Genomic DNA, 25,295 nt, shown 5'->3' on the forward strand with positions numbered 1-25,295 from the left:
TGTGTATCGGATCTTGGTTCCTATGCTCGCTTCGCAGGCCGGGCGGTAGATGCGGACGCGTCACGCAACATTTCCGGATTGAAGGTGGACAAGAACCAAACGTTGTGCCTGCGAGCGTCCAAAACGTTGCCGTTGGTGACCTCGTCGAGGGCGTCGTTTTCTGCGCGCGGTTGACCGGGTACAAGACCGGGCGAAACTATGCTGTCCCGTTCACGATACGCAGGCTCTCCAATGTCACCCTGATCAGGCGCGCATGCGCAGATGCGGCACGGAATCCACGCGACCGTACAGATCGAACATCCGCTGGCACGCGCCGTCCGGATCTTGGCGCAGCTTCTGATCCAAGTGGGAGGCCGCCTTCTGAAGACGTGGCGAGCGCTTCTGGTAGAGGTCGGTGTGATTGAAGCCGCGCTCCAGCGCAAGTTCTCGAAAGGCTGCCGGATCAAGGCGCAAACCGGGGCAGCGGCGGCTGGCGAGTTCGGCGGCGACCACGTCGTGCAGGGCCGCATCCGTGGCCAGACCCTTCCCGTATTAGTGGTGGGCGACGTTGACGAACCCAATCCACAGGGCGACGGGCAGGCCGATCCTGTAGAGGGCGCCGGACGAGCTCGCTCGACGGCATACTGCGCGCGCGGTCTCTCGGAACCGAGTGACCGTCCCGCCTTCGGGTTCGAGGGCGCAATCGACAGAGATGGTCATCGCGTTTCCTCCACCAAGGCAACGGGTTCAAGCGTATCGGTCGTGACGAGCGCCGACCGGAGCACGGTCCCGGCAGCCTGGAACGACAGGAGCACGCCAATCATGTCGAGCGCTACGCCCGGCCAGTGCAGGCCCGCCACGTGCCCGGTCACGTCGCATGCGCCAGTCAGGACGGCGGCCAGAAGGTCGTTTCGGGCGTTCAGCCAGGACGCCGTCACGAGCGGGTCCGCGGCGCGCCGGAACCGGAGCAGCATCGCGGCTGCGAGACCGGGGGCGGCGAGCGCGAACGTGTCGGACAGCAGCGTCTCGGTCGCGCCGTCGCTCTCGGGGCGGCCCAGGTCAGCCCACAGATCTGCGAGGGCGTCGATGCCCGAGCCCGCCAGCAGGGCTCCGACGAGAAGTGTGGAGACGCGTTCGGCCCAGCTCCCGCGCCCGAAGCGAAGAGCAGCGATCACGTAGAGAGCAATGTCCCAACCGAAGCCGCGCGCATCCTTCAGCATGTCTTTTGCGCCGATGGTCTGGGCACAGGCGGCCTGAACGAGCGCGATCACCAGCACACCGGCAGCGATGCACCAGATCCGGCGACTGTAGGAATCAATCGGCGGCATGCCGGTCTTCCTCTTCGTGGCGGACCATTCTGGCGCGACAATCAGGCGATGGTGGGACCTTTCCGTTGCTTGATCATGTCTGTTCGGCCTCTGAATACTCGGTTGGCACTGTGTTAGCGCGCTCTCACGTCACGGTGTGCTATTCTCGCGCCACATTGAGGTCCCGGACGGCGGGTCTCGCGACAGGACCAGTTGTTTGACGATCGCGCGAACCTGCGGCCGGTTAGCAGGCTGCGGGTCGACGGATCAGTGGATGGTGAGCCCCTCGATCATCGCGTCCAGAGCCTTTGTCTGTATTCGGCTCGAAGTGCCGCCCGAGCGCGGCACGGATTTTCTCCATCCAGCCCTCCATGATCACTGGTCGGTCATGGAGCCGGGTGGGACATCGGCAGCCGCCGCGACGCGGCGCTGCATCGTACCGGCAATGCCACGCTCAGTGATGACATCGACCATTGACCGGATGATGCGCCTCCGGGGTCTGCCTGAACCGTCAAGCTATCCGTGACACGATCTAGGTTTCCAGCGGCTCGACAAGCAACCCGTTCAATATGGACCTGAGTTGCTTTTCGTTGACCGGCTTCTGGAGAAAGGCCAAGGGGTCGGTTGCCACGGCGGCAGAACGTGTGGCGGGATCGCCCGATCCAGATAGAAAGACATGCGCAACGCCTTGCGCGCGCGCCACGCCAGCCACATCCACGCCCGTGAGGCTGCCCCTGAGCTTGATGTCGAGGAGCGCGACTTCAACGCCGCCCCGTGTCAGATGCTCAATGGCAGCTTCTGCGGTCGGGCACACCGCCACGACCTCGTGACCCCACTCCTCCATGAGATCAGCCACGTAGCTGGCGACGAAATACTCATCCTCAACGATCAAGACGCGCAGGCTGCGGCTCACAGATCGACTCCTACGCTGACCCGTGTGCCGGGGTGGTTGTCCTGGATGCAGACCGACCCGTCGATCTGCTGCGCTAAACGTTGGACGAGGTGCAGTCCCATCCCGGCAGGTTGCGATCTGAGGCCGCCCGCGAACCCACGGCCATCATCCTCTACCGTCAGGACACAGCGGCCTCCCTGGCGCTGCAAGCGCACCCTCATTCTGCCTCCCGGTGCCTCGTCTGAGAAGGCGTGCTGAACCGCGTTCGTGATGATCTCGTTCGCCAGCAAGCCAAATGGCACAGCTACGTCCACGGGCAACGCCAGATCCTGGATTTCGGTTACAAGCGTGATCGGTACAGGCGTCAGCGCGGACAGGCGCTCCGCCAACTCGCCGAGGAACGCTCCGAACTCGACGCGGCGGAAATCCGGCGAACGGTAGAATTGCTCCTGGAGGCTGCTGAGGGCCTGAATGCGCTGCCGGAGATCCGCAAGCTGCTGGCGGTCCGCGACATCCCTGAGCGTCCTCTCGGTCTGGCGGATCAGGCTGATGACGATCTGAAGGTTGTTGTGCAGCCGGTGATAGAGTTCAGCCAGGACGAGATCTCGATTCTCCGACAGCGCGCGCTGGGCTTGGCCGCGCTCGATCACGAGACGAGCCGTGAGGCCCAGGCGCTTCGACTGGTGGCGGCCCTTCACGATGTAGTCGTCGAACCCAGCCTTCATGGCGCGAACCGCCAGATCCTCGTTGCCCGTCCCGGTCACCATGATCGCGTGGCAGTGCGGGTGTTTGCCGCGGACGCGGGTGAGCAACGCGAAACCGTCGATCCAGCGGAGGTCGTAGTCGGTGACCAGCAGATCAGGAGCGGCCGAGAGCGCCTGCTCAAGGCTGGCCGGATCTGCCACCTCGACGGTGTCCAGATCGGGCAGTTCCTGCGCGATGGCCCGCATGTTCAGAGCGCGGGTATCTGGATCGTCGTCAGCTACGATGACTCGCATGGGCACGGCACGTGAGGGGGACAGTTCCTTGGGGCAAACCGTGGCCTCCGAACGTTTGATCCTCCTATACGCAACTCTCAGGCGAAGGGTCACCTGATGGCAACGCGACCGATCTGAGATGGAGCGCATCACCCGTTACAAGCGCGGCGGGCTCTCCGGCTTCGGGGTAACAGCCCTGGTGGTGGCGCTCCTGCTCACCGTCGTGAGCGCCAGCGTCCTCGTCCTCAACCTCTGGCGGCTGGATGCGAGCAGGGTCGAGGTCGCGCACATCAACATGGTCCTGAAACAGGTCGCCGATCTTCACGAGGCGGTCAGGGCCGCAGAGACCGGGCAGCGTGGTTTTTTGCTGACCGGGGAGCAGCGCTACTTGGCCACCTACGAACAGGCGGTTCCTCGGGTCTGGAGCAATCTGGAGGCGGCAGAGCGGACGATACGAGGTCCGCAACAGGTCCAGCGCCTCGCGAGCTTACGTGCCCTGGTCGAGAGCAAGCTCGACGAGTTGGCCAATACCGTCGCACTCCATGCGCGCAGCCAGAACGCGGCGCTTCAGGTGGTCCGCAGCGATGTCGGTCAGCAACTCATGGAGCAGATCGACGCCTCGATCCACGAGATCCGCGATGCGGGCTCCCAGATCTTGGAGGCGCGGTCCGCGAATGAGCGGTGCCCTCGCATTGGCCTCGGCCATCCTGGGCGTGATTACCCTGGTCGGCAAGCGGGCGCAGACCCGGCTGTTCGAGGCCGAGGAACGCTTCCGGAACTTGGCAACGAACATCCAGGAGGCGTTCTGGGTCTCGGATCCCCGTACCAGCACGCTCCTCTACATCAATCCCGCCTTCGAACGGATCTGGGGCCTTACGCGAGCAGCGCTATACAAGAATGCGCGGCTCTGGCTCGAAGCCATCGTTCCCGAAGATCGTGAGCGGGTGCGCAGAAGCTACGGCGAGAATGCGGTGAAGGGGGCTTACGACGAGACCTACCGCATCGTGCAGCCTGACGGGGCACTCCGGTGGATACGCGATCGGGGTTGGCCCGTGCACGACGAGACCGGGCGGTTCGAGTACGTGGTCGGCCTCGCCGAGGACATCACGCCGGTGCGACAGGCGCAGGATGCGTTGGCCGCCCTCAACAACGACTTGGAGCGCCGGGTTGAGGATCGCACGCAGGCCCTGGCCGAGGTCAACCGCGAACTCGACGCGTTCGCGTATTCCATCTCCCACGATTTGCGCGCGCCATTGCGCACCATGCAGGGCTACGCGGAGGCGCTCGTCGATGATTTCGGGAGCGGGCTGCCGCCTGAGGGGCGGCACTACACGCAGCGGATCGCTGCCGCCGCCACGCGGATGGAGGATCTCATCGCCGACATCCTCGCCTACAGCCGCCTGGCCAAGGACGAGATCAGCGTCAGGCCGGAGTCGCTTGAAGCCCTGCTCGATCAGGTGCTGACCGACCTTGAACCCATGCTCATCAGCACCGAGGCGGCGGTGCGTGTGGAGCGGCCCCTGCCTGAGGTGCAGGCCAACCGTGCCGTCCTGCGGCAAGGGCTCAATAACCTGATCACGAATGCGGTGAAGTTCGTCAGGCCGGGCGACCGACCAACGGTTTCGGTCCATGCGCAGCGCGGCGCAGGTCGCGTGCGCGTCTGGATCGAGGACAACGGCATCGGAATCGCTCCCGAGCACCAGGAGCGGATCTTCGATCCGTTTCAGCGCCTGCACGGGATCGAAGCCTATCCGGGAACCGGCATAGGGTTGGCGATCGTTCGCCGTGCCATAGCCCGCATGGGCGGCTCAAGCGGTGTCGAGTCTGAGCTTGGACAGGGCAGCCGCTTCTGGATCGAGTTGCAGTCCGTCGAGCAGGAGGAATGAGGATGGTCGCACCGCTTCAGGACGTGATCGTCGTTGTCGAGGACGATCCAGACGACCGGCACTTCCTGGCTCGTGCCTTCAGGAAGCTTGGCACGACCGTGCCGCTCCGTTTCGCCAATGACGGCGATGAGGCTGTGGCTCTGCTCAGCGCGGTGATCTCGTCCGCCGAGATGCGGATACGGCCGATCGTGATCCTGCTCGATCTCAAGCTGCCACGCCGCTCCGGCTTTGAGGTTCTGTCATGGGTGAAGGCGCAGCCAGCTCTGCGACGCATCCCGATCGTGATCCTCACCTCATCGCGCGAGCAGGCGGACCTCAAGCAAGCCTATGACCTCGGGGCGAACTCGTTCCTCGTGAAGCCGAGCCAGCCGCAGGCCCTGCACACCTTGGTTGAGCAGGTGAACGCGTACTGGCTCCGCCACAACGAGGTGGCGCCTATCGCTCTTTGAGGATCATACCAGGCTCGCGGCGTGGCGCCTGATGTCTCCGATGACTGGGGCGCCCAGTCCGTCACTCCAAAATCTCCGGCAAGAACAATGCAGCCCCGCTCGCCGTGCGGAGCGCGCGGTAGGCCACTCTGCGGTCGATCTTCGGTCTCCCTCGCGGCACGGTCTTGGGCGTCACCGGCACGGGCTCAGAGAGCGGTAGAGGCTCCGGAGGTGCCTCCTGAGGAGCACGATCGAATCGGCACCGTCGCTGAGCTCGTGCCTTCGGAAGGGGTGCCCATCAACAGGACGCGCGTCGTGGTGGCGCAGGATCAGCACTCTAGTCTGAACCCGGCTCGCTCTTGAGTTCTGGCCGAAGCCCGCCCTGGAGGGCTGCCCGCACGATCTCGGCCAAGGTGTCGGCATCGATCTCGATGGCCACGCGTTCGGCGCGGCCGAAGCCTATGAGGCCGGTGACGTAGACGGTATTCTCCTTCGTGCGCTCGATGCCTTCAACCCGGACGTGGCGCATCTCGCCGCGCTCTCCAACCCGGATCTTCACACGCACCTCCCGCTTCGCGTCGACCGCCACGGCCCGCGGGAACTTGGTAGCTTGCAAGATCGGAAGCGCAATCAGGTGCTACAGCGAGATCGGGGCCGTTGGCAGGAACAACGTCCGCGGCAGAGCGAAGCGGCTCACAACCGCTCTCTGAAGGCCGTAGCGGCATCCGAGCGGGTCGGGCAGCTCCGTCAAGGACAGCTTGGCAGAACCGCGTCGTGCCGCTTCGTTCAGATCAGGCGGTTTCAACCTAGGGATGGCAGAGTGGCGCCTCATCGAAGAAGAGCGACGCCGTGCTGCTCGCCAGAAGCTCCGTGCCGGGCATCGACGTGGGGTGTTCCCCAATTTCGAGGACGAGCGCCGTCTGCCGCCTCGACTGGGATGAGACCACCGTCTCATGGACAATCCAGCGCTCCCGGGCAGTGGAGCTGGAACGCACTGAAGCGATCTCCCGTGTCGCTGGCAGCGTGAGCGGATTTGCGCGTGGCGGACCATCGCCGACAATCAGCCCATGACCCGGCAGAAGTACCGCTTGCCGCAGGTGCTGCCGGTTCCACGTCCGTCAGTGAAACACTGCCTGAGGGCGGCTGCTCCGCTCGGCCCGAGCGAGTTCGACGCCGACTTCGTGCAGCAGCCGCTCGACAAGCGGGCGCAGGCGCTCCGCGCCTGTCGATCCGACGAGCGCGTGCGCCGTAATCAGATGGTCGGCCATTGCCTCCAGGGCAGAACCTGGAGGTGTTGGCGACGCCGTCGATGGCGGCACGAAGCTTCCGAGGGAACCGGAGGCCCGTAGGCCTGCGATGAGAGCTTCGGCGATCGGGGTGATCGATCCGAGGAAGCCCAGGAAGGTGTGGTCCGGCGGACCGAAGGATGGGACCGCGCCTGCGGCGACCCACATGGTCCGGCCATCAGGTGCGAGCATCCGGTAGCGCACGTTGAAGGCGCTCTGCGCCGCGATGGCGTCGGCGACGGTCTTTCGGGCGATCTCGCGGTCGTCCGGGTGCACGACCCTAGCCCAGCCGAAGCCCACGGCGTCCTCCAGGGACTGGCCGGTAAACTCCGTCCACTCCTGGCTAACAAAGGTCGCCCGGCCGAGCGGGTTCGTGACGAAGATCATGACTGAGCCGACCGAGGGCGTCCCGAAGCCACGGAGCGCGCAAATGCCAGAACCTTCTGGCGGTCGGCGGGGTCCGTCAGGCTGTCCCATATCCGCAACAACTCGCACGGATCAGCGAGGTCGGACCCCGCAGCGCCCCCGTCGAGGAACGCCGTCTCCGGCTGGCCGAGCGCTTCGGCGATGCGTCTGATCATGCGGTCACGCGATGTGCACGACTTGGCGGGCTGCTCAAGGGAACTCTCCGACAAGGGTGTCTCCTCGCGCTTCGCCACGCGCACTCGATAGCGTGCGCACCACGTACTAAAAATTGTATATGAGAGTATAATCAACTTTAGCGGAGCGGGACGTTCGTTAACTGCACCGGCGCGGACTGCCGAGGTGGGCCGATCATGAGGGCGTGATGCCGGTGACAGATGGGATCAAATCTCCTGTCCTCACATGCCTCCACGGCCGTGAGGTCGGCATGGCGCAGCCCGCGCGAGGGCTGCTGTTCCCCCTGGTGAGGAGCCCCGGCAGCGGGCGCCAGCGCGGCTCCGAATCTCCGGTGCGCAGCACGGACCTCCTCACCGATCATGTCAGTAGCCGTAGCGATACCGCTCGATGCGGCGCTCACCGTAGAAGCGTGAGCCCCGATAGGGTCGATCGTACCCGCCGAACTCGTGATGGCGTCGCCAGCCGTGTGCAGGGGCCCACGCGGGCGGTCCACCGCGATGATCTCCGTATCCACGCGCCCACGGCGGATCGGCCAAGGCGGCGGTCGGGCCGGCGACGGCCCCCAATGCGACAGCAGCGGAAACGACGGCGAGTGCGGACTTGCTCAACATGGTGGCTCCTTCGCGCGCACGGCGCGCGCTGATCACCGCAGATACGGCGACAGCGGGGAGACCGTTCCAAAGATATGACCGTCTACGGCTCGCCGTACGCGCGAGTCTCGGCGGCCTCATGATGGCATGCTTCCGTCATGCCACATTGGCGTTCGACACTGCTGGACAGGGGCCCAGGAACGAACAGGTCAGCTGCGGAGCGCCGTCTCTCCGCGATCCTGATGACATACTGCTTCCCGCGCCGCAGGGTCGTGGCGGACGGCGGCTGGAGATGGCGGCCGATACCGTCCGACCCCCTCGCCGACAGGGCGCGACGGCAGCCCCCTCCCCGTTCGGCTTGCCCAGTGTCGAGGGATTGCCGCAGAAGCACTGCGGAAGCGGGCGGGTCGAATTGCTCACCCGTTTGTTTCTGTCCGCGGCCGCTGTTCTCACTGGCATGACGCTCTCCAGACACGCTCAAGACGCGGCCATAAAGGTCGAATTGGCCCCGACCGGCACGCTTCGGGTCGGCCTGATCGAGGCGCCGTCTGCCGGTCTCATCTTCGTCAGCCGAGCCGCTGACGGGAAGCCCGCGGGCGTCACCGCCGACCTCAGTACCGATTTGGCCCGGACGGTCGGGCTGCCGCTCGCCGTCACGCTGTTCCCGAACTCGGGGGCTGCGGCCTCGGCACTCCAAGCCGAAGCGATCGATGTGAGCTTCATGCCGGTGGACGCGACCCGGCGGCAGGTGATCGACTTCGGGCCGGGGTATTACGATCTGGAGAGCACCTACCTTGCCAGCGGCGCATCGGGGATCACCGATGTGGCCCAGGTGGATCGGCCCGGCATCCGGGTCCTGGCGATCCACGGCACGACGACGTTCCGGGCTTCTGCGCGGACGCTGAAGCAGACGCAGCCCATCGCCGTCCCGTCGGTGGCCGAGGCGGTCGAGCGCATGCGGGCCGGGCAGGCGGATGCCTTCGCCCTTTCGCGCGATACGCTGCGGCCGGTCGTCTCGGATGTCCCGGGCTCACGGATCGTCAGCGGCGGCTTTCAGCAGACGCAGGTCGCGGTCGCTGTACCGAAGGGCCGGCCCGGCGCCCTCGCCTCCGTCGTGACGTGGCTGGAGGGAGCGAAGCGGACGGGCACCGTCCGCAGGATTTTCGACGCCCACGGCTTCTGCGGCGATGCGGTCGCGCCATAACCTATTGGGTAACCGGGCAGAGCTATGTGACGAGAGGGGGCTCGGGACGAACTGATGCTCGCCACCGAGCAGGGCTACTCCGAAGGCTGTCATCCATCCGCCCCACCATCGGCCGCCTATTCCGAAGCGCCACGTCCTGGAACAGACTATCTGAGGCGGCTGCGGCGCGAGGGCTGCGGCGCAAGAAAAAGCCCGCGCCGGCGAGGCCAGGCGGGCTGAGTGCGTCATTGGGGCTTCAAGGCTTCTCGGATAGCTCCACCGAGGACTGAGTCGCATCACCCGTTCGAGGGACGCCGGGAACAGAAAAGCCCTGTGCGGCGGTGCCGGCGGGGCCAGGAGGGTTTCTCGCTTAGGGGCCTGGGTCGATGCGCGAGCGGGTGGGCAGTTCCGGGAAGACCATTACCCATCCGCCCCGGCCATCTTGCGTCCCCTCCGGGGCACGGCCTCCTTGAAGAGGTTGCCCGAGGCGGCCACGGACCGGACAGACAAAGCGCTTGTACCGCCCGGCGGACCCGCCGACGACGAACCCTAACCGTCAAGCTCGCGCTCGAGCCGATCTGTGGCTTCATCCGGAAGGTCGAGCGCCTCGGCAAGCATCTTGAGGAACTCGCGCTCCTGCAAGGTGTCTGGGTCGATCGCGAGCCGGGCCGCAGCATAGATGCGCGCGGCTTGTTCCGGGCCGTTTATCCCAGCGGCAAGTTCATCGACGTCGGCCGGCTCGGTCAGTTCCTTGTCCAGCCAGGCGCGGCCAGCGGCGCCGATCTTGGCAGCCGCAAGGGCGCTGTAGAGCCGCTCCCGCTCCGCGGCATCCATGAGCCCATCTGCCAGCGTGGCGGCAACCATGGCCCGCAACATGGTTCGGGCCTCGTCCTCGCTGATCTCGGCGTGATCGAACGGAGTGCGGGGCGCTGCAGGCGGACTCGCGTCGGGAGTGGGGGATGCCGAGGTCGGTGCAGGCGCACGACCTGGGAGCGCCTTCAACGCCAGACCGATGATCAAGGCGACGCCGCCCAGAGCGGCTGTCGCGGCGATGGTGCCGCCCTGCCGATCGCGAACCAGCGCGTCGACCATCTGCTTCGCTTCTGCCACGGTGGCCTCCTGCCGGACGAAATCCATTCTGCAACGGTTTTGGCACCACAACGGTTCATGGGTTTGCTGGACGGAGCACACATCGCCCGGTGAGTTGGTGCTGGTGAGCAGATGCTGATGAAGCAGCCTCAGGAGGACGGCGAGACGGTTGATCCGACCGGAGCGGATCGGGCCCTTGCCATGGGGAGGGCCGTCGCCGCGGCATTCGAAGAGGGCGGCGGCACGCTCAGTGGCATGAGCCGAGATGCGCTTGCCCAGGATCTCGCGGGGATCCTCGAACCCCTCCTGAGCACCTGCACAAATGCGGAGTGGATTGAGGCTATCAACGCTCGGTTGGACCGGCTGGAGGGCGAAACCGATAAACCAGGACCTCGGCTTGAGCGGTTTGCGCCGAATAGCATCGCCGAGATGACGACAGCGATGCAGTAGAACGCCCGGCACCGAGCGTCCGGCAGACACCCGCAGGACGCTGATGGCGGAGACGATGTTGATGGCGTCATGCGCGACGATCATCGCGTCCAGGGCGACGAGGACAGCCGCGAATCCGCGTGAGATCGGGTACCTCTGTCCGAGATCGCCGACACGGTAGGTCCGTACCGGGGACAGGTTGTCGCCGGTGTGGATGACCGCAGAGGCGATTCGCAGCCGCGTACCTGCCCATTCCGCAGCGCTTGCCGGACCGCCAGCTCATTGCGGCTCGCCCGGCTCACGCACATCCCGACCGAGCCGCGTATCGGCCGCCAGCATTGATCCGGAGACTTCGTGCGGGCATTGTGTTCATCGAACAGCGCTGGGAGCCAGCTCGTGCAGCCTCTCACCGAGCCCCTGAAGGCGAAGGACTGCCTGGAATGACAGCTGCCGGCGATCAGCCCAGCAAGCTGGCCGAGGTCGCTGGACTGGCAGCGGCGATTGCCGACCGCATCCTTGAACAGCACGAGGCTGGTACCAAGATCCCGCCGGAGCAATTCAGGATGCTCGTCAGCGCTGCCCGGATGCTCTTGGACAACGATGTCCCGTGGCCGCCGTCGGTAGAGCACCTCGTGATGGAGGTGGCCAAGCGGATCGAGGCGTCCGAGCCTCCGCCCAAAGGCGATGATGTCGTGGTCCACCTGACGCAGGCGCTCAACGCGGCGAAGCGCTCCTGAGGCCGGCTGCCAACGGAAGAGGCTGCGGCTTCGAGCACTCCCCGCTGTCCGGCCGGTCCACTCGCGATGACATCGCGGCGAAGGTCGAGATCTACCGGATTGCAGGGACGCTGGATCCTTGGCGTCTAGAGATCGCAGACTAAAACGGCAGATGCGTCGGGCACGAGCGCTTTGCTGCCGAGTAGGAGGCCTGCCGAGCATTTGTTACGATGTCGTCATAGCGGCGGTATCTGTGAGCGTGCTCAACGCCGCAGGCTTCGAGGATGCCCCCTCATGGTTATGGCCGCGGGGCTCCGTGCCGGCAGTGCGGTTATCGTCCTGAGGTGAAGCATGAGCCCCGACATGAAGCGGTTGTGCGAAGCGGTTCGCAGGCCGCTTCAGCGGGGCCCGGCGACTGACCTCGACAAGATGGCCGAGGCCGTCGTTCGCGCTGTCCTGACGGCACTCAAGCGGCCAAGCCCAGAAGCCTTAGATGCCGCTCGGGACGTGGCAATCGGCGGACCTGAGGGCGGAACGCAGCGCGCCTCGGCAGCGCGGGAGTTCGTCGCTATCGTCGACTGCATCCTCACTGATCCGACCTGACCGTGTCTGCCGACCCGGAGAGAGGTTCGCAACCGCATCTATCAGTAGGTGAAGCATGAGCGATCCCGAGCCCGACTGGGCCTTCCGCGAGCGATTGCACCGCGTCGTGACCGAGGCAGACCGTGACCTCGTGACGGAGGCAGAAGGAGAGCAACTCGACGCGCTCGGTCGCAAGTACGATGTGTACAGGACCGGGGTGCCGCTGAAGGGCTTCGACGGTTTCAACGAGGATGGCTCCGAGGAAGACGCCTCCTGACTCCATCCCCGCCTCGTGGAAGGGACGCGGAAGTCGGGGCGGTCCTCGCTCACGCTCACGCTCACTCGCCACGCCTCGACGCCCGCGCCCCAGCAGCCATCCTGCCGGGATGCGCTACGCCCTCACGCGCAAGAAAGCCCGCTGCGGCGGCGTGCCGAGCGGGCTGAAGATTGTTCAGCCTAGGAGGGTTGAACGCGGCGATCGTAGCCGACCGTGATCGCACGTCGTCTCACATGCGCGTGAGGTCGACCAATTGATAGCGCCGATCGTGTCAGTGCCTATGTTGCTTCCACTGCTGGAAGAAATTGGTCAGTGAATTCTCGACCGATGGCGTTGATAGAGATTGAACGTCAGTAAGGCGCTGATGGCCGCTGCGTTGATGCACAAGGCCCAGCCATAGTGGGCAATGTGATGGCCGCCGGGCGAGTACTCAATCGCCTCAAGACCGAAGAGTGAGCCGATAACGGCTGCGGTGGCGAAAAGGCAAGCGAATGCAAGCATAGACCGCCCCTATACCGGAGTTGCCTCGACCGACCAGGGCTTGGTGGCGAGCGAGTCCAAGTCATACTATGCACCAAGAGGGCGCGCGTTCAACGAGTATCGCCCCACATCGTCAGAACTAGGGGTTGGCATTCGTCCGGATTTGTTTTTCTGGGCTGCGGCATAATGAGTTCAAAATGCATGTGTGCTGGCGTCGAGCTTCCGCCGCATCGCCGTCTCTTGGGACGAGACGCTCGCACCGTCGCCGACCGCGTGTTCCGCGGCGCCAGTGCGTACAGGCCGTCCGTTTGCTCGGTGATGGCGCTCTGCGCGTTCTCCGGCGCCCGCTCGTGCATCCGGCCGAAGGTGCCTTCCACGACCGAGGCGGATTCGCGCGGGTTGCCGCCGCCTCGGCATGGTCGGCCCCAGAAGCATTTTGCCGGGACAACGCAGCGCCTGAGCGGCTTCGACAGCCGGGAGGCGATCCATGTACCGGGACGTTCAGCAGTGGCTCGACCCCCGCAGCTAACCCGGAGCGCTACGGCCTGCCGCCCGACTACCGGATGATCGCTCCGAGCTACGCCGCCCAGCGCTCCGCCGGCGCCAAGGCCATCGGGCTGGGCCAGCAGGGGGCCAGGTTGCCAGACGAACGGCGTCCCGACCTGTTCGGCGGCGCTTGCGCCTAAGCGGCAGTTCTTCGCCGGTGAGGTCTTGGTGGCTCGTGCTGTGCCAGCTCCTCAAGGAGCTCTGCACGCCGCTCGTGCATCCTCTTCGCGACGAAGGGCTCTCCAGACCCTGGATAGCCCATCCTGCGGCCCTCTTCGTGGAGAGCGATGGCCCTGTCCAAGCTCGTGATGTCAGCCAGGATCGCCGCGACTGTTCGGGGTTCGTCATCGGCCATGTCGGTGCTCCATGCCTCATGGGCCCTCGCGCGAGGGCGAAAACCCGCATAGACGCATGTATGGAACGCGATTTTACGTACGCGGGAAATGCTCGTGGACGCCCGGAAGATCCGCCCGCATCCTGATCTTGCCGAGCCCAGTCGGACCGCCGCGCCGCGTTGCGCGCGGATCGGAGTCGCGTCCCAGCCGCTCGCCGCGCTCGCGCCACACCCGACGGGCCATCCCGAGCCCATGCCGCGCGGCGGCTTCGATGCTGTCGCTCTGCCGAGGCTCGCCTTTGGAACTGAAAGCGCCGGGACGCGATTGAGACGGATCACGCGGCGTCTCAACGATGTATTCCCATATAACCATGTTGGTTTTTGCAATTATATTCGGTGCTTTGGCAGTGCTTGGTGCCGAGATCGGTATCGGCCATATCGGGCATCCGATCAACGGACAGTCCATCGAGAGTTATGGATGGGGTCTATTTATTAACGGCTTGGCGATTTCCGCGTTTTTCGCCTTGCGCGCTGCCCTTGCGCCGTCGGATCACAAGACCGGACAGAAACCTCGCCCTGCGCAATTGATCGAGCCTGCCCAGCCGGCTCGCGCCATAGCCGAGGAACGGTTGGCAGCCGTTTCTGAGACCGCTGTTGATCTCGGGAGGAGGCGCGCTGGAAGCCCCGCGCCTGAGCCGTACCCGGCAACTGTGGTATTGCCGGATGACCCCGAAGCGATCTTGGACGCGCTCATTGAGCGCGTTGGCACGGCCGGCGTGGATCTGATGCTGCGTAACCGTGCCAAGTTCGCTGACGCCGCAGAGTGATCTGAACCCGACGGACGACCCCGGCCGGCGGAAGGTGGTGGTATCCTTGCGCCCGGCCGGATTCGCGCCAAGACCGGATCGCGCTGCCTGCAGCAGCATGGCTCGGGCTCACGCTTCGGGTGCCCCGCGTGGCTGCTTAACCTTTCGTTAACCACGTCGCGGTTCCCTGGCGCTCGCGCCTTCAAGGGGTGAGCCCATGCCCGACCTCGATCTTCGTGCCGAGTTCGCCAAGCTGTGTGCTGACGCGCCTGCAGGAGACGCTGGAGGGGCAGCCTACGAGGAGACGCTCGGTCTCGCAGTACAGCGCTTGGTGCGCCGGACCCGTGGTCATCGAGCGGGTTTCTCGACGCGCGCGGTGCATGAGGCCGGATCGCCAGCGCTGGACTGTCCCTTCATGGTGTCGGTTGCGACACTCTCTTTCGAGAGCTTTGCACAGGGCCTTCTATGACCCTGGGCCGGTCGCAGCCCTGGGGGCGGGCCGACCTGCTGCGGTGCTGAGCGGCTTCAGGCAGCCCTCTTTCGCCCGCCCTTTGAGCTGGCGGTCACAATGGCGCGGTTGAACGTCCTCGTGCAGGTCCTGCGCTCTGCCGGCGCCGGCGTCTCGCCTGCTGATCCTGGGACAGATGGTCACGAAGGCCAGCCGTGAACCTCGCCCGCTATCGTCAACCAAACTGGGAACGGTGGTTCAAACGACGCTCACTGCGCGCTGACGCATGCGGATGCCGATGCATCCCCGGCAGTGACGAGCCCGCGATCATCAGCACACAGCATGTCCGGCCGCGGCGGCGGCAGCGGGACAGGATGGCGCTGCTCGCCGGAAGGAGGCGCCTCGCGCTGAGGTGCGCCGAACCCCAGGGCAGCCAGCTTCACCCGATGCGCATGATGGCGAGCCCGGGATGCGAGCAGGGCGTGCTTCCTCTTCTGGGCTTGGAGAAGGGCCAAGCGCCTCTGGTGCCGGATCATCCGCAGGTGCGCGTACCGGGCGTGTCGTCGGGCCCGAGCGGTCAGGCGCACAGAGCTGCGCGTGGACCGGGCCACACGGGTGCGCCCTTCCCTATGCTCCTGAAGGGCAGCGCTCTGGGTCGAAGGTTGCTGTGCGGCAGACGTCGAGGTTGTCGTCTCCAGGCTCGGCGTTCCTGCAGCCACTGCGCGTTGCGTCCGCAGATACAGAGGCGTGGCTTTGGCAATCTCCAGGGGCGGCGGAGGCGAACCACATCCGCTGCAGATGGAGGCGGAGAGACGCCGCCAGGTCTTCTCGTCGCGATCCAACATGTTCTTGAAGCGCGCTTGGTAGCTCGTCGCCCGCTGGCTGGCAGCCTGCCTTTCAGCCTGTGCCTCGGTCAGGGAAGCGGCCTGAGCGGCGTCGGCCATGATCAGACTGCCCGCCATGATGACGCGGATGAGAAGACGCATGGATCCTCCTCAAGTGAGATCCACTCGGCCCAGATGCAGGCCGCTCAAACCATATGGACCGCTCCGCTCATACGGCGAGGCTCACGATGCGGTTCCAACAATTCCTGCCGCAGAGCTATGACTGTCTGCGTCATTACGACGAAGACCGCGTGGCCAAGCTGAATTGGATCGGCTCCTGCATGCGCCTGAAGCGCGCCCGAGCGCGGACCGGACGCGGGGCATAGGCTCGTTCGCGAATGACGCGCTGCTCAACGGGGGTGTCCGGAAAGGCTGCCCTGCGGATATGATGGACACGGCGCCGGCTGGCCCGGTGAGCCTCTGGAAGTCGGCCGGTGTCCGGCAGCGCTGCCGCGGAAGGGCCGTCAACGCCCATCGGCGAGATGGTGGAAGGCTTGGGGTCTTCGCGTGGTAGGTCGGCCCAGCGCCTCGGACCAAGGGCCTGCTGCTCCAGGTCTACGGGCGGCACGCCCCTGGCAGCGTTCACCGCGCCAGCGGTCGGGAGAGCAGGCGCATGCTTCGGCAGCAGGGCGGTGTAGACAGCCGCCCAGAGCGCCATGGCGGCGAGAATTGACCCAGCAAGAACCGCGTGGTTGGTCATCGCGGCAAGAACCGCTGGCGCGGTACTCCGTTCCTGCCAAGGTACTACTTTGCAGCAGGCTCCGCAGTAGCTACGTAGTTAAGCGGAACGGTACTGAGGCCGCTGGGCGGCCGCATCCTCGCAGCTCGCCCGGCTCCCGCACATACGACCGCAACCGTGGCTGATTTCGACATAGATTGGAAGCGCGCGATTGCGCGCCCGATATTCTGACGGCTCAGCTTCGCGCGGCGCCGCTCATCGCCCCTGCGATCTGCATTGCGACCCGATCCGCGACGGCGATCAGCACGGCATCGCGATGATGGATGTACCGCGCGACGTGGCCCGTGTCCGGCGTGTCCGGGCATCGCCCCGATCATCGAGGCGCTGTAGCCCCGGTCGCCGGCTGTTGAGGCGAACGAGTGCCGGAGGGTGTGGGCCGCGACGCCCGCCAAACCCGCCCGCTCGGCTGTCCGCTCCACTCAATCCGGACGTGGCGCATCTCGCCGCGCTCTCCGGCCCGGATCTTCACACGTGCCTCCCACCTCGCCTCGGCCGCCGCTGACCGAGGGGCTTGAAATCTTCCAGAGTCTGACGCGCAACCCTTTGCTCCGAACCTGCCATGAAGCAGGCAGCCGGAACACGAGCCTGTCAGGGCTCGTTACCGCTGAAACTTCGGAGGACCTTGCCATGAGGCACATCCTCGCTTTTTCGCTGATCGCGACTGGCCTTTCCACTGTCCCAATCGCCTCCGCCACAGCGCAGAGCATCGACGTCGGCCCGGGAGGCGTGCGGGTTGATCCCCGCTCGCCGCGTGAGCGTGAGCGCGATGAGATCCGGCGTGAGGAGCGGCGCGAGGAGATGCGGGAGGAACGTCACGACGCAATTCGCCGTGAGGAACGACGGCGCGATCTCGATGACGACGACGATTGATCGCATTGCTCCTGCGATCGGGAACGTCCGTTAGCCTTGCTGGGAGGGCGGCGCGTGGCGGGTGGCCCACCTTTGGACGCCGAGACGCCGCGCGCGGCTTGACACCTCAAGGGTCTGGGATACCTCGCGGCTGATCCTCGCCTGTATGACCGCGGAGACGTTGGGAGTGCCTCCCTCACGCCCGCGGCCTGATCGCTGCGGCAGGACAATGCGCCGATCTCCGCAAGCGCGAGCCCGACATTGCCGAGGCAGGACAGGCAGCGCTACGCACCCTCAGATCGATCCGATCGATCGCAGGCGAAGGAGGAACGCGTGTTCTCCGTGATCTTCGAAGCTCATCCCCGAGCCGAGCAGTGGGATGCCTACCTCGGGCACGCTAAAATCCTGCGGCCGGAATTGGAGCGGATCGACGGCTTCATTGATAACGTCCGCTACCGCAGCCTCACCCGCCAGGGCTGGATCCTCTCGCTCTCAAGCTGGCGCGATGAAAAGGCCGTGGTGCGCTGGCGAACCCGAATGCGCCACCACGAGGCCCAGGCGACAGGTCGATCCGAGATCCTGCACGACTACCACCTGCGCGTCGGGCAGATCACCCAGGACACGCAGGTGCCTGCGGGTCACGCGCTGGCTGAGCAGCGCCTGGACGAGACTGAGGTTGGGCTGGGCACGACGGTCAGCCTGATCGATGCGAGCCGCTGGCGTGATGAGACGGGACGGCTGAGCCCAGACGGGCTTGCCCAATGGCTCGGCTACAGCCCCGAAGCCGATGGTCTCGTCGCTTGGGACGTATTCGAGGCTATCCTGACGCCGGGCGACTTCGTTCTGCTCCTGTCGTGGCGCGACCGCGAGGCTGCCGAAGCGTTCGCGTCGAAGGTGGTGCTCCCCGGATTGGGAAGGCTGCGCCGGGTCCGCGTGGTGCGTGACTACGGCATGTTCGACCGCAGAGAGGCGCCGCAATACTACCCCGACGCCGCAGGTGCCGAGACCGTGCACGCCTGACGCGTTCGTCGCCAGCCCGCGTCCTGCGCCTCCGACGCCGCGAGGCCAGGTTCCACCCTGGCTCTCAGCGGTCCATCGTAGACACCGACGCGCCGTCCGTGATCATCTGGGCCTGATCTGCCTCAGCGCGGGCGTGGTGCTCGCCGCTGTCGCTCCGAGGCGACCCGTTCAGCAGGCGGCGCTCGACGGCGCGAGCGGCGGGCTGCTCGTGCTCGGGCCGGTGATCATGGGTGCGGGCCTGTCGCCGTTCCGGCGAAGCGATCCGAGGCTGAGGCGACCACCCCGGCGGCTGTCGCGCCAGCCGATGTTCATCGCATGGCAGAGCGCGGCGGGACGTGGCCCCTTGGCTCTCCGACCCGACCGGGAGCGCATCGTTTGCGGTGGAACGAGGTGCGGCGGGACCTCGTTTCATGCCCTCTTGATCTCTCGGAGCTGATCCATGCGCTTCATCACTGTCGCGACCGCCTTTGCTCTTACAGCCATGCTCGGCATGGGCCAGGCCGAGGCCAGAGGCTGTCTGAAGGGCGCCGTCGTCGGCGGCCTTGCTGGGCATGTGGTGGGACACGGGGTGGCTGGGGCCGCGGCGGGTTGCGCCATCGGGCACCATCGCGCCAGCCGGTCCGTGAACACGAATGGCTCAGTGCCCGCGAAGACGGGGGCGACGAGCCCCGCCACTTCGTCGCGCTCGTACTGACCTCATCGGCGCGCCGCCTCGTCCGGTTCTCGGATTCTTGATCCTGCAAGGAAGCCCCGGCCGCCGTCCGGGGCTCTCGTATCCTCGGACCTTCGGGGGTCCGCTATCGCAAGCGGAGTCTGGCCGCGGATGTTCGGCAGGAGCCCTGAGGCTGCCTGGCGCGTCTTCGTGCTGAGCGGCGCCAGGGCGCGAACGTCATCGATCCGGTAGACGGCCGGGAAGGTCGTGGTGATGTCGAGGTTTCCGGGCCCGTCACCGCCGACCGCCGGATAGACAGCGGCGACCACTCCCGGTGTTGGGCAGATGGATCCCGAGGAGCGGCCACGTGTCGAATGGCCGGAGGCCGATCGCATCCTTCAGGAGGCGCACGCCTTCCCGTTTGGCAGAACCACCTCGTTGTAGGCGGTTTTGTAGGTCTGGCCGCCCCGCACCGGGTGGCGTATGCGTGAGCAATCTTAACGCTTGGTCGTGTCGATCAGGAGCTGTGGTGCTGGGGCTGAATGCTGCAATCTGAACATGCGTTTTCGTTAATGCGCGCTGAAGCGACAGGGTCGCCTTGGAACCCGTCATGCCTCCCAACTCGCCGGTCTCGTCATCGGCCGCAATCGTGAGTCCCGGCGCACCGGTCTGCTCGATCGCCTTCCTCCAAGAGTTCGGCGAGGCGGCGCTCCGCTTGAGCGAGCGCTTCCTTGGCCGCCTCGCCGCGGACGGTCGCGTGCGCCAAGTCTTCCCGTGTCAGCATGGCCACTCGCCGTGCCGAGCGCGGTTCTCCGCTGTGACGATCGGAGCGACCGCAACGGTGCCGGTAGCGCGGTCGGGCGCGGCGTTGTCTATAAGGACGGTGCGGTCCGTCGAGGCCGCGTGGTCCTCAAGGCCACGATGCGCAGCCGTGGCGATCGGAATGGCCGACAGGATCAATGCCGAACCGCACTGGCCGCGCTCGTGTGCGTCAGGAAGAAACGGGCCATCTCCCGGCTCGCATCCGGACCGCGTGGATCGGTGAACGAGCCGGCCCGGCTGCCACCTGACCACGCATGCCCGGACCCGTGCAGGACCCACTGCTCCAGGACCGCGCGCCCTGACGCATCCGTCCGAACGGTGCGGGTGAAGGCTATGCCATCGGGTGTCCGGGCTTCCGTCACAGTCTCGGCGAGGTCCGGACTGCACGGTCCCTGCGCAGCCACACGGTCCCCGTTGGCCGCGTGCACCGTGCGGTCGCCGTCGCCGTGGAACACGATCAGCGGCACAGAATGCCGTCTCCCCGACGAGATCACGCCGTCGCCCCTCATGGCGGCAAAGGCGGACGGCATGTCCCGCGCCGACCCGCAGGCCAGCCCCGAATGCACGCCGACCGCCGCGAACAGGTCGGGGTAGGTGGCCGCAAGGATCGCGGCGGCAGCGCCACCCGCCGAGAGCCCGGCGGCGTACACGCGGCTCGCGTCGGCTGAGAACTCCGCGACCACCTGCCGGGCAAGACCGGCGATCAGGGCGGGCTCGCCGCCTTCGCGCTGCTGATCACCGGGCTCGTACCAGTTCCAGCACCGCTGCATGTTGGCTGATCGCGGCTGCTCCGGATACGCCACCAGGAAGGTGTGCTCCTCCGCGACCTCGTTCATCCGCGTGCCCGCGGCGAAATCGTCCGGGTTCTGGGTACAGCCGTGCAGCATCACGACCACGGGAATCGCTTGGCCAGCGTAGCCGCTCGGGACGTAAACCTTGTAGTTCCGGCTCCCGAGCGCGCTTGTGAACGTGCGCGCCTCGAAACGTGCGCCGTCCGGAAGCGGAGCGGGCGCGGGCGTTTCGATGCCCGCCCCGACGCCCAGCTCCGTGCCGACACCAGCCCTCGCCAGCGCCTCCTGGATCGTGCGCGTCACCTCGCTCGCGATGTTGCCCCCCAACCCGGAGAATGGATGAGCCTCCGGACCCTCGCCTCGGGCGGGCTCCGGCGCTGTCCAGGCGCCGCCGGGAGCGGAGGGTGCGACCAAGTCAAGGATTTCGGCATCGGTTGCGGTCGGCTGCCCCGTCTCCGCCGCGTTCCGGCGCGCCTCGGTCCAACGAGCGTAGGCTGCGGCCTGCCGCGTCTGGAGCTCGGACATCATCCTCATCATACGGGCAGTGCGCGCCGGATCGGCCTTCGGGAGTTCGAAGTTCGGGAAGGCGGATTTCGAGAAGAGGGTCATGGGACCGATACCTGCGAGGCGAGAACTGGGCGGCGCGGGCTATCGGCCGCTTTCCGCGAGGAGGTCGAGAAGATCGTCAGGAGATGCGGTCGGCGAGCGCCGCCTTGACCTCGGGACTGGCCTGAAAGGCGCCGAGCACCTCGACCGATGCGATCGCGGCTCGGGCGAGTTCGGGTGTGACATCCAGAGCGATGCTGGCCAGCCCGAGAACCTGGATGTGCAGCGGCGTCCCGGCGTCACGGGCCGCCTCAAGGGCCTGTCTCGTGTAATGCGAGAGGCCGAGGCTAAGCTGCTTGCGCGTCACGGATTGCTTCACGGCCTCGCCCTGCCGTTCGATCTGGTTGCGCACGGCGGTCCGGATGAAGTCGGCGCGGTTGGCGTAGAAGCCGTCGCGCACCATCAGGTCGATATGACCGAGGTCCACGAACCCGAGATTGATGGTGATCTTCTCGCTGTCAGGCAGCTTGGGCCGTAGCTCGTGAACTTTGTCGGCCATGATGATTCCATCCATTGGACATCCGCTTGGATGGCTATGAGATGGGATAGGCCCGGAGCGGTACAAGGGTGAGCGAGGGAGATTTCTGTCCAGGTCCGCGCACCATGGACGGGGAACCGGAGTCGATCACGCCTCAGCGACAAGGTTCGGCGCGCAACCAAGACGGTCCGACGCGGCTTGCCCACGAACTACCTCCGGCGGCGTGGGCGCATAGCCGGATCGCCCTCAGGGCAGGACGGGTCAGTGAACCATCCTTGGCGCTGGGTCGTTCAGATCCGCGGAATGTGCGGCAGCATTCCGGGCGTTGTAACGTGCGGCCGGCGGCGAGGGTGCGATGGAGTTCAGATTCTCGGTCTACACAGTCATCTTCTTCAACAACATGGCCGAGCTATACCTCGGAGATAATGCCTATCTTGGCATCAAGCCGAGCGATGATCTCTCCAGACTGCCGCAGCGTTACCGCGACTTCATCTACGGGCATTACCGGCGTCCAGGCGAGGCTGACCGCGCCTGGGCAACGTTGCGCGAGATTGCCCAGAAGAAACTCGCGCGCATGCCGAACCACGGGTTCATCCGCGATCTGGCGTGGCTCCTTGGCCTTGCACACGAAGGAGGCGACCGACTTGCTGAGGCTCGCATCTGGCAGCAGTCAGCAGGTCGGATGGTTTCCGGTCGGCGTAGGGGTGGGTTGGCCGGATAAGCAACCAGGCCTTCTGTCCGCAGCCAGAGCCGCCCACCACCGCATGGAGGTGGGCGAAGTACGCTTGCCGGGCTTCCATAGCTCGGCCCCCTTCGATTCGAGCCGGGCGGCAGGTCGCCGTGCTTCAACCCGGACGCGTACCTGGGTCTGCCGGACGTAGCGTGATCGAGGGAAAGGCGTCGCAGCCTAACTCCGGCATTGGACCATGGCCGGGCTGCACGAGGCAGGCTTTGTTCGACCCGAGCCTGGCTACAGCGACAGTTGGATGATCGCGCGCGAGTTCCACGAGAGCACGCTTCGCGACATTTCACTGCACTCGGCGCGTCCGAACTGCGCGCCATGGGTAATCGCGTCGAAGCGCCGGGCTACCCTGTCGAGCAGGCCGTGAACGCCGCTCTTTGAAGAGGGCCTCCGCCATGCCGAGGCGCTGCTGCTGGAGCGGTTCGGCCACCTCACCTTCGCCGCCCTCAGCGGCGATTTCCGAACACGTCTCGCCACGCGGGGCGACGCCCTCGCTCCGGAGCAGGCCCATGACCGAACGCGACCGCTGCTTCCTTCATTTTCCGCTTGAAGCCGCCGATCCGGCCGATGCGGCTTACGTATGCCCCGCAAGAGGGCGACGAGGACGACCGCTCAGAAGATGCGTGGTCGCCGTCGCGCCTTCCGCGAGGCACTTGCTTCAGTGGTCGGCAGGCTTGTTGGCTGGTGCGGGATTGGTGTTCGCGGGCGGGGGTGCAGGGGTAGCAGGTGCGGTGCTGGTGGTGGCGGGGGGAGGTGCGGGGTTCTCGGCCTTCTTTTCGTCTTTGCATGCCGTGAGCGCGAGCAAGCCGATGAGCGGCAGCAAGAAGCGTATGCGCATAGGGGTTCCTCCTTGGTGGCCTATAGGCAGCAAGGAACGCAACTCGACCTCAGTCGGATCCGACCCGAATCAACTCCTCGGCGTGCACCGGACGCTGGTCGGCTTCGGTATCAGCCCGGTGAACCAGCCTTGTGACGGCTCGGAGAGGGCGTCCCTCTGAGGTCGTGGCGGCAGCGTAGGACAGGACCGGGCGCCCGGACAACTCCGCTTCGTCGGCCGCGTGACCTTGAGGATAGGGGCCGTCCGATTGGGCTCGGTCATTGCCGCATCGGGTGGGTGGGCATCGGCATTCGGCAGTGCGGGGTCCTCCGACCTCGATCGCTTCGCGTTCGCGGCAGCGTGTCCGCGGTAGCGCGCAATGACGGCCTCGGGTGAGGCACCGACCATGAGCGTCGCCATGGCCTCGGCGAGGCAAGTGCCAAGGTTTCAACAAGGCTCGCGGAGAATCTCCGCGGCTGCCGATCATGGTGCCGGTGCTCGCCGAGCCGGATCGGTTCTCGTGCGCGGGGTGCGGACAAGACGGGTTCCCGCCCGGGGCAGCGGAGTTGCGCGAGCGAAGATGGGGCGTCACCCGCGCTGTTCGCGGGGCCCATGATCTCCTGCGCGAAGCGGTGGTTCGCTGCAACGATTGCGACGGAACCCGGGTTCGCTTTCAGTCCACGGCAAGCGGAGGTCTGATGTCGTCCGGGATCGAGCAGGCAATCTGGTGGCAGGTCTTCCCCCTCGGCTTCGTCGGCGCCGAGCGCACGGTCGATCCGGCTGCGCCCGTCACCCATCGATTCTCCCACCTGCAGGCTTGGCTCGACTACGCGGCCGATCTCGGCGTTTCAGGCGTGGCGCTCGGGCCGGTCTTCGCGGCGTCGACGCACGGCTACGACACGACCGATCACTTCCGGATCGACCCGCGCTTGGGTGATGATGCTGACTTCGACGCGCTGATCCAGGCAGCCCATGCCCGCGGCTTACGCATCCTGCTCGACGGGGTGTTCAACCATGTCGGGCGCGCTCATCCCGCCTTTCAGGAGGTCCTCCGGCGCGGGCCACAGGCGACGCGGGCCAGCTGGTTCAAGCTGTCCTGGCCGCGGGGCACCGGCCCGGGCGCGGATCCAGACTACGCCTGCTTCGAGGGGCATCGCCAGCTCGTCACGCTCAATCACGACGAGCCTTCGGTGGCGGATCATGTCGCGGCCGTCATGAACCATTGGCTCGCCCGCGGCGCCGACGGCTGGCGGTTGGACGCGGCCTATGCCGTCCCGCGGCGCTTCTGGGCGACCGTGCTGCCTCGCGTGCGCCTCTCTCACCCGGACGCCTACATGGTCGGCGAGGTGATCCATGGCGACTACGCGGGCTTCGTGCAGGACACCGGCCTGGATGCGGTGACCCAGTACGAGCTCTGGAAGGCGATCTGGAGCGCGCTCAACGATCGCAACCTGTTCGAGCTCGCCCACGCGCTGGAACGGCACAACGGCTATCTCGACACGTTCGTGCCGCTGACCTTCGTGGGCAACCACGACGTGACGCGTATCGCGAGCCGGCTCACGGATGAGCGGCATCTGCCCCACACCCTCGCGATTCTGTTCGCCTGCGGCGGCACGCCCTCGATCTACGCGGGCGATGAACAGGCCTTCCGCGGCGTGAAGGAGGAGCGTGTCGGCGGCGACGACGCGATCCGGCCGGCTTTCCCGCCGACGCCTGCAGACCTTGCGCCCTACGGCTGGCCAATCTACCGGCTGCACCAAAGCCTCATCGCTCTGCGCCGGCGCCATTCCTGGCTTTGCCGTGCACGGGCGCGGACGATCCACCTGACCAACGAACAGCTTGTGCTCACGATGCGTGACGGGGCGGCGCGCCTGTTGCTTGCCCTGAACCTGGCCGACGCGGCCGCGCTGCTGCCGGCCCCGGATGCCCGTTCCATCGAGGTCGGAGAGGCGGACCTGATGGATGCAGGCGGGCGAGGCGCCCGGGTGAACCTTCGCGCTCATGGGTGGGCCATTCTGGCCGCCTGATCGTCATAGGCCTGCCGCTGCCCGAGGAGTACA

At 66.1% G+C, this 25,295-nt stretch carries 22 protein-coding genes and 3 pseudogenes; 14 read left to right on the forward strand and 11 right to left on the reverse strand.

Translation table 11 applies throughout. The features are described from left to right. Positions 1-243 precede the first annotated feature (243 nt). From ACYCO6_RS16330 to ACYCO6_RS16345, 4 genes are all read right to left on the reverse strand, one after another. Positions 244-492 carry a hypothetical protein gene (locus ACYCO6_RS16330; protein ID WP_459772942.1) on the reverse strand — a complete coding sequence of 83 codons (249 nt, stop codon included), beginning with the start codon at positions 490-492 and terminating at the stop codon, positions 244-246. A gap of 203 nt (positions 493-695) precedes the next feature. Further along, a complete protein-coding gene (locus tag ACYCO6_RS16335) occupies positions 696-1,307 on the reverse strand; it encodes a hypothetical protein (RefSeq protein ID WP_459772944.1) in 612 nt (203 codons plus the stop codon). 511 nt (positions 1,308-1,818) lie between these two features. Further along, a complete protein-coding gene (locus ACYCO6_RS16340; RefSeq protein ID WP_459772945.1) occupies positions 1,819-2,199 on the reverse strand; it encodes a response regulator in 381 nt (126 codons plus the stop codon). Further along, on the reverse strand, positions 2,196-3,269 hold the full coding sequence (locus ACYCO6_RS16345) for a sensor histidine kinase (protein ID WP_459772946.1): 1,074 nt from the start codon (positions 3,267-3,269) through the stop codon (positions 2,196-2,198). The genes ACYCO6_RS16340 and ACYCO6_RS16345 overlap by 4 nt, the downstream gene beginning before the upstream one ends. 25 nt (positions 3,270-3,294) lie before the next feature. On the opposite strand from ACYCO6_RS16345, the pseudogene ACYCO6_RS16350 reads away from it, so the two are divergent. From ACYCO6_RS16350 to ACYCO6_RS16365, 4 genes and pseudogenes are all read left to right on the forward strand, one after another. Continuing rightward, positions 3,295-3,816 (forward strand): annotated as a pseudogene (locus tag ACYCO6_RS16350) (CHASE3 domain-containing protein); the annotation flags it as partial. Between the two features lie 13 nt (positions 3,817-3,829). After that, positions 3,830-4,231: pseudogene (locus tag ACYCO6_RS16355) on the forward strand (PAS domain-containing protein); the annotation flags it as partial. A 6-nt stretch (positions 4,232-4,237) separates the two neighbouring features. Next, positions 4,238-5,041 (forward strand): sensor histidine kinase, encoded by an 804-nt coding sequence (locus tag ACYCO6_RS16360; RefSeq protein WP_459773594.1) that lies wholly within the window; start codon positions 4,238-4,240, stop codon positions 5,039-5,041. 2 nt (positions 5,042-5,043) lie between these two features. Continuing rightward, entirely contained in the window at positions 5,044-5,490 is a 447-nt protein-coding gene (locus ACYCO6_RS16365) for a response regulator (RefSeq protein WP_459772948.1), read from the forward strand. A 316-nt stretch (positions 5,491-5,806) separates the two neighbouring features. Here the strand turns inward: ACYCO6_RS16365 and ACYCO6_RS16370 are convergent, their stop codons facing one another. Both ACYCO6_RS16370 and ACYCO6_RS16375 read right to left on the reverse strand, forming a co-directional pair. Next, positions 5,807-6,085: a hypothetical protein gene (locus ACYCO6_RS16370; RefSeq protein ID WP_459772950.1), complete on the reverse strand. Its 279-nt coding sequence runs from the start codon at positions 6,083-6,085 to the stop codon at positions 5,807-5,809. Between the two features lie 502 nt (positions 6,086-6,587). Further along, a complete protein-coding gene (locus ACYCO6_RS16375; protein ID WP_459772952.1) occupies positions 6,588-7,142 on the reverse strand; it encodes a PAS domain-containing protein in 555 nt (184 codons plus the stop codon). Positions 7,143-8,402: 1,260 nt separating this feature from the next. Here ACYCO6_RS16375 and ACYCO6_RS16380 point away from each other — a divergent pair. Beyond that, complete coding sequence (locus ACYCO6_RS16380) at positions 8,403-9,149, forward strand: transporter substrate-binding domain-containing protein (protein ID WP_459772954.1); 747 nt, start codon at positions 8,403-8,405, stop codon at positions 9,147-9,149. A 528-nt stretch (positions 9,150-9,677) separates the two neighbouring features. On the opposite strand, the gene ACYCO6_RS16385 is transcribed toward ACYCO6_RS16380, so the two are convergent. Then, a complete protein-coding gene (locus ACYCO6_RS16385; RefSeq protein ID WP_459772955.1) occupies positions 9,678-10,751 on the reverse strand; it encodes a tellurite resistance TerB family protein in 1,074 nt (357 codons plus the stop codon). 335 nt (positions 10,752-11,086) lie between these two features. On the opposite strand from ACYCO6_RS16385, the gene ACYCO6_RS16390 reads away from it, so the two are divergent. The 4 genes and pseudogenes from ACYCO6_RS16390 (at position 11,087) to ACYCO6_RS16405 (ending at position 14,408) form a co-directional block, all read left to right on the forward strand. After that, positions 11,087-11,383 (forward strand): hypothetical protein, encoded by a 297-nt coding sequence (locus ACYCO6_RS16390; protein WP_459772957.1) that lies wholly within the window; start codon positions 11,087-11,089, stop codon positions 11,381-11,383. 637 nt (positions 11,384-12,020) lie between these two features. Next, complete coding sequence (locus tag ACYCO6_RS16395) at positions 12,021-12,221, forward strand: hypothetical protein (protein WP_459772959.1); 201 nt, start codon at positions 12,021-12,023, stop codon at positions 12,219-12,221. Positions 12,222-13,210: 989 nt separating this feature from the next. Further along, positions 13,211-13,387: pseudogene (locus tag ACYCO6_RS16400) on the forward strand (MucR family transcriptional regulator); the annotation flags it as partial. 565 nt (positions 13,388-13,952) lie between these two features. Then, positions 13,953-14,408, forward strand: coding sequence for a hypothetical protein (locus tag ACYCO6_RS16405; protein WP_459772960.1), 456 nt, complete (start codon positions 13,953-13,955; stop codon positions 14,406-14,408). Positions 14,409-14,589: 181 nt separating this feature from the next. Here ACYCO6_RS16405 and ACYCO6_RS16410 read toward each other — a convergent pair whose 3' ends face one another. Both ACYCO6_RS16410 and ACYCO6_RS16415 read right to left on the reverse strand, forming a co-directional pair. Beyond that, positions 14,590-14,739 (reverse strand): hypothetical protein, encoded by a 150-nt coding sequence (locus ACYCO6_RS16410; protein ID WP_459772962.1) that lies wholly within the window; start codon positions 14,737-14,739, stop codon positions 14,590-14,592. 365 nt (positions 14,740-15,104) lie between these two features. Continuing rightward, positions 15,105-15,821, reverse strand: coding sequence for a hypothetical protein (locus tag ACYCO6_RS16415; RefSeq protein WP_459772964.1), 717 nt, complete (start codon positions 15,819-15,821; stop codon positions 15,105-15,107). 1,264 nt (positions 15,822-17,085) lie between these two features. Between ACYCO6_RS16415 and ACYCO6_RS16420 the strand changes: the two genes are divergently transcribed. Further along, positions 17,086-17,328: a hypothetical protein gene (locus ACYCO6_RS16420; protein WP_459772965.1), complete on the forward strand. Its 243-nt coding sequence runs from the start codon at positions 17,086-17,088 to the stop codon at positions 17,326-17,328. 312 nt (positions 17,329-17,640) lie between these two features. Next, positions 17,641-18,327: an antibiotic biosynthesis monooxygenase family protein gene (locus tag ACYCO6_RS16425; protein ID WP_459772967.1), complete on the forward strand. Its 687-nt coding sequence runs from the start codon at positions 17,641-17,643 to the stop codon at positions 18,325-18,327. Between the two features lie 1,608 nt (positions 18,328-19,935). Here ACYCO6_RS16425 and ACYCO6_RS16430 read toward each other — a convergent pair. Next, on the reverse strand, positions 19,936-21,201 hold the full coding sequence (locus tag ACYCO6_RS16430; RefSeq protein WP_459772968.1) for an extracellular catalytic domain type 1 short-chain-length polyhydroxyalkanoate depolymerase: 1,266 nt from the start codon (positions 21,199-21,201) through the stop codon (positions 19,936-19,938). A gap of 76 nt (positions 21,202-21,277) precedes the next feature. Continuing rightward, complete coding sequence (locus tag ACYCO6_RS16435) at positions 21,278-21,697, reverse strand: CopG family transcriptional regulator (protein ID WP_459772969.1); 420 nt, start codon at positions 21,695-21,697, stop codon at positions 21,278-21,280. Between the two features lie 334 nt (positions 21,698-22,031). On the opposite strand from ACYCO6_RS16435, the gene ACYCO6_RS16440 reads away from it, so the two are divergent. The 3 genes from ACYCO6_RS16440 (at position 22,032) to ACYCO6_RS16450 (ending at position 25,262) form a co-directional block, all read left to right on the forward strand. Continuing rightward, a complete protein-coding gene (locus ACYCO6_RS16440) occupies positions 22,032-22,397 on the forward strand; it encodes a hypothetical protein (RefSeq protein ID WP_459772971.1) in 366 nt (121 codons plus the stop codon). 530 nt (positions 22,398-22,927) lie between these two features. Then, positions 22,928-23,416: a hypothetical protein gene (locus ACYCO6_RS16445; RefSeq protein ID WP_459772973.1), complete on the forward strand. Its 489-nt coding sequence runs from the start codon at positions 22,928-22,930 to the stop codon at positions 23,414-23,416. A gap of 517 nt (positions 23,417-23,933) precedes the next feature. Then, positions 23,934-25,262, forward strand: a complete 1,329-nt coding sequence (locus tag ACYCO6_RS16450; protein WP_459772974.1) for an alpha-amylase family protein — start codon at positions 23,934-23,936, stop codon at positions 25,260-25,262. The last annotated feature ends 33 nt before the right edge of the window (positions 25,263-25,295 follow it).

It is taken from the genome of Methylobacterium sp. CM6257, from assembly GCF_054611515.1.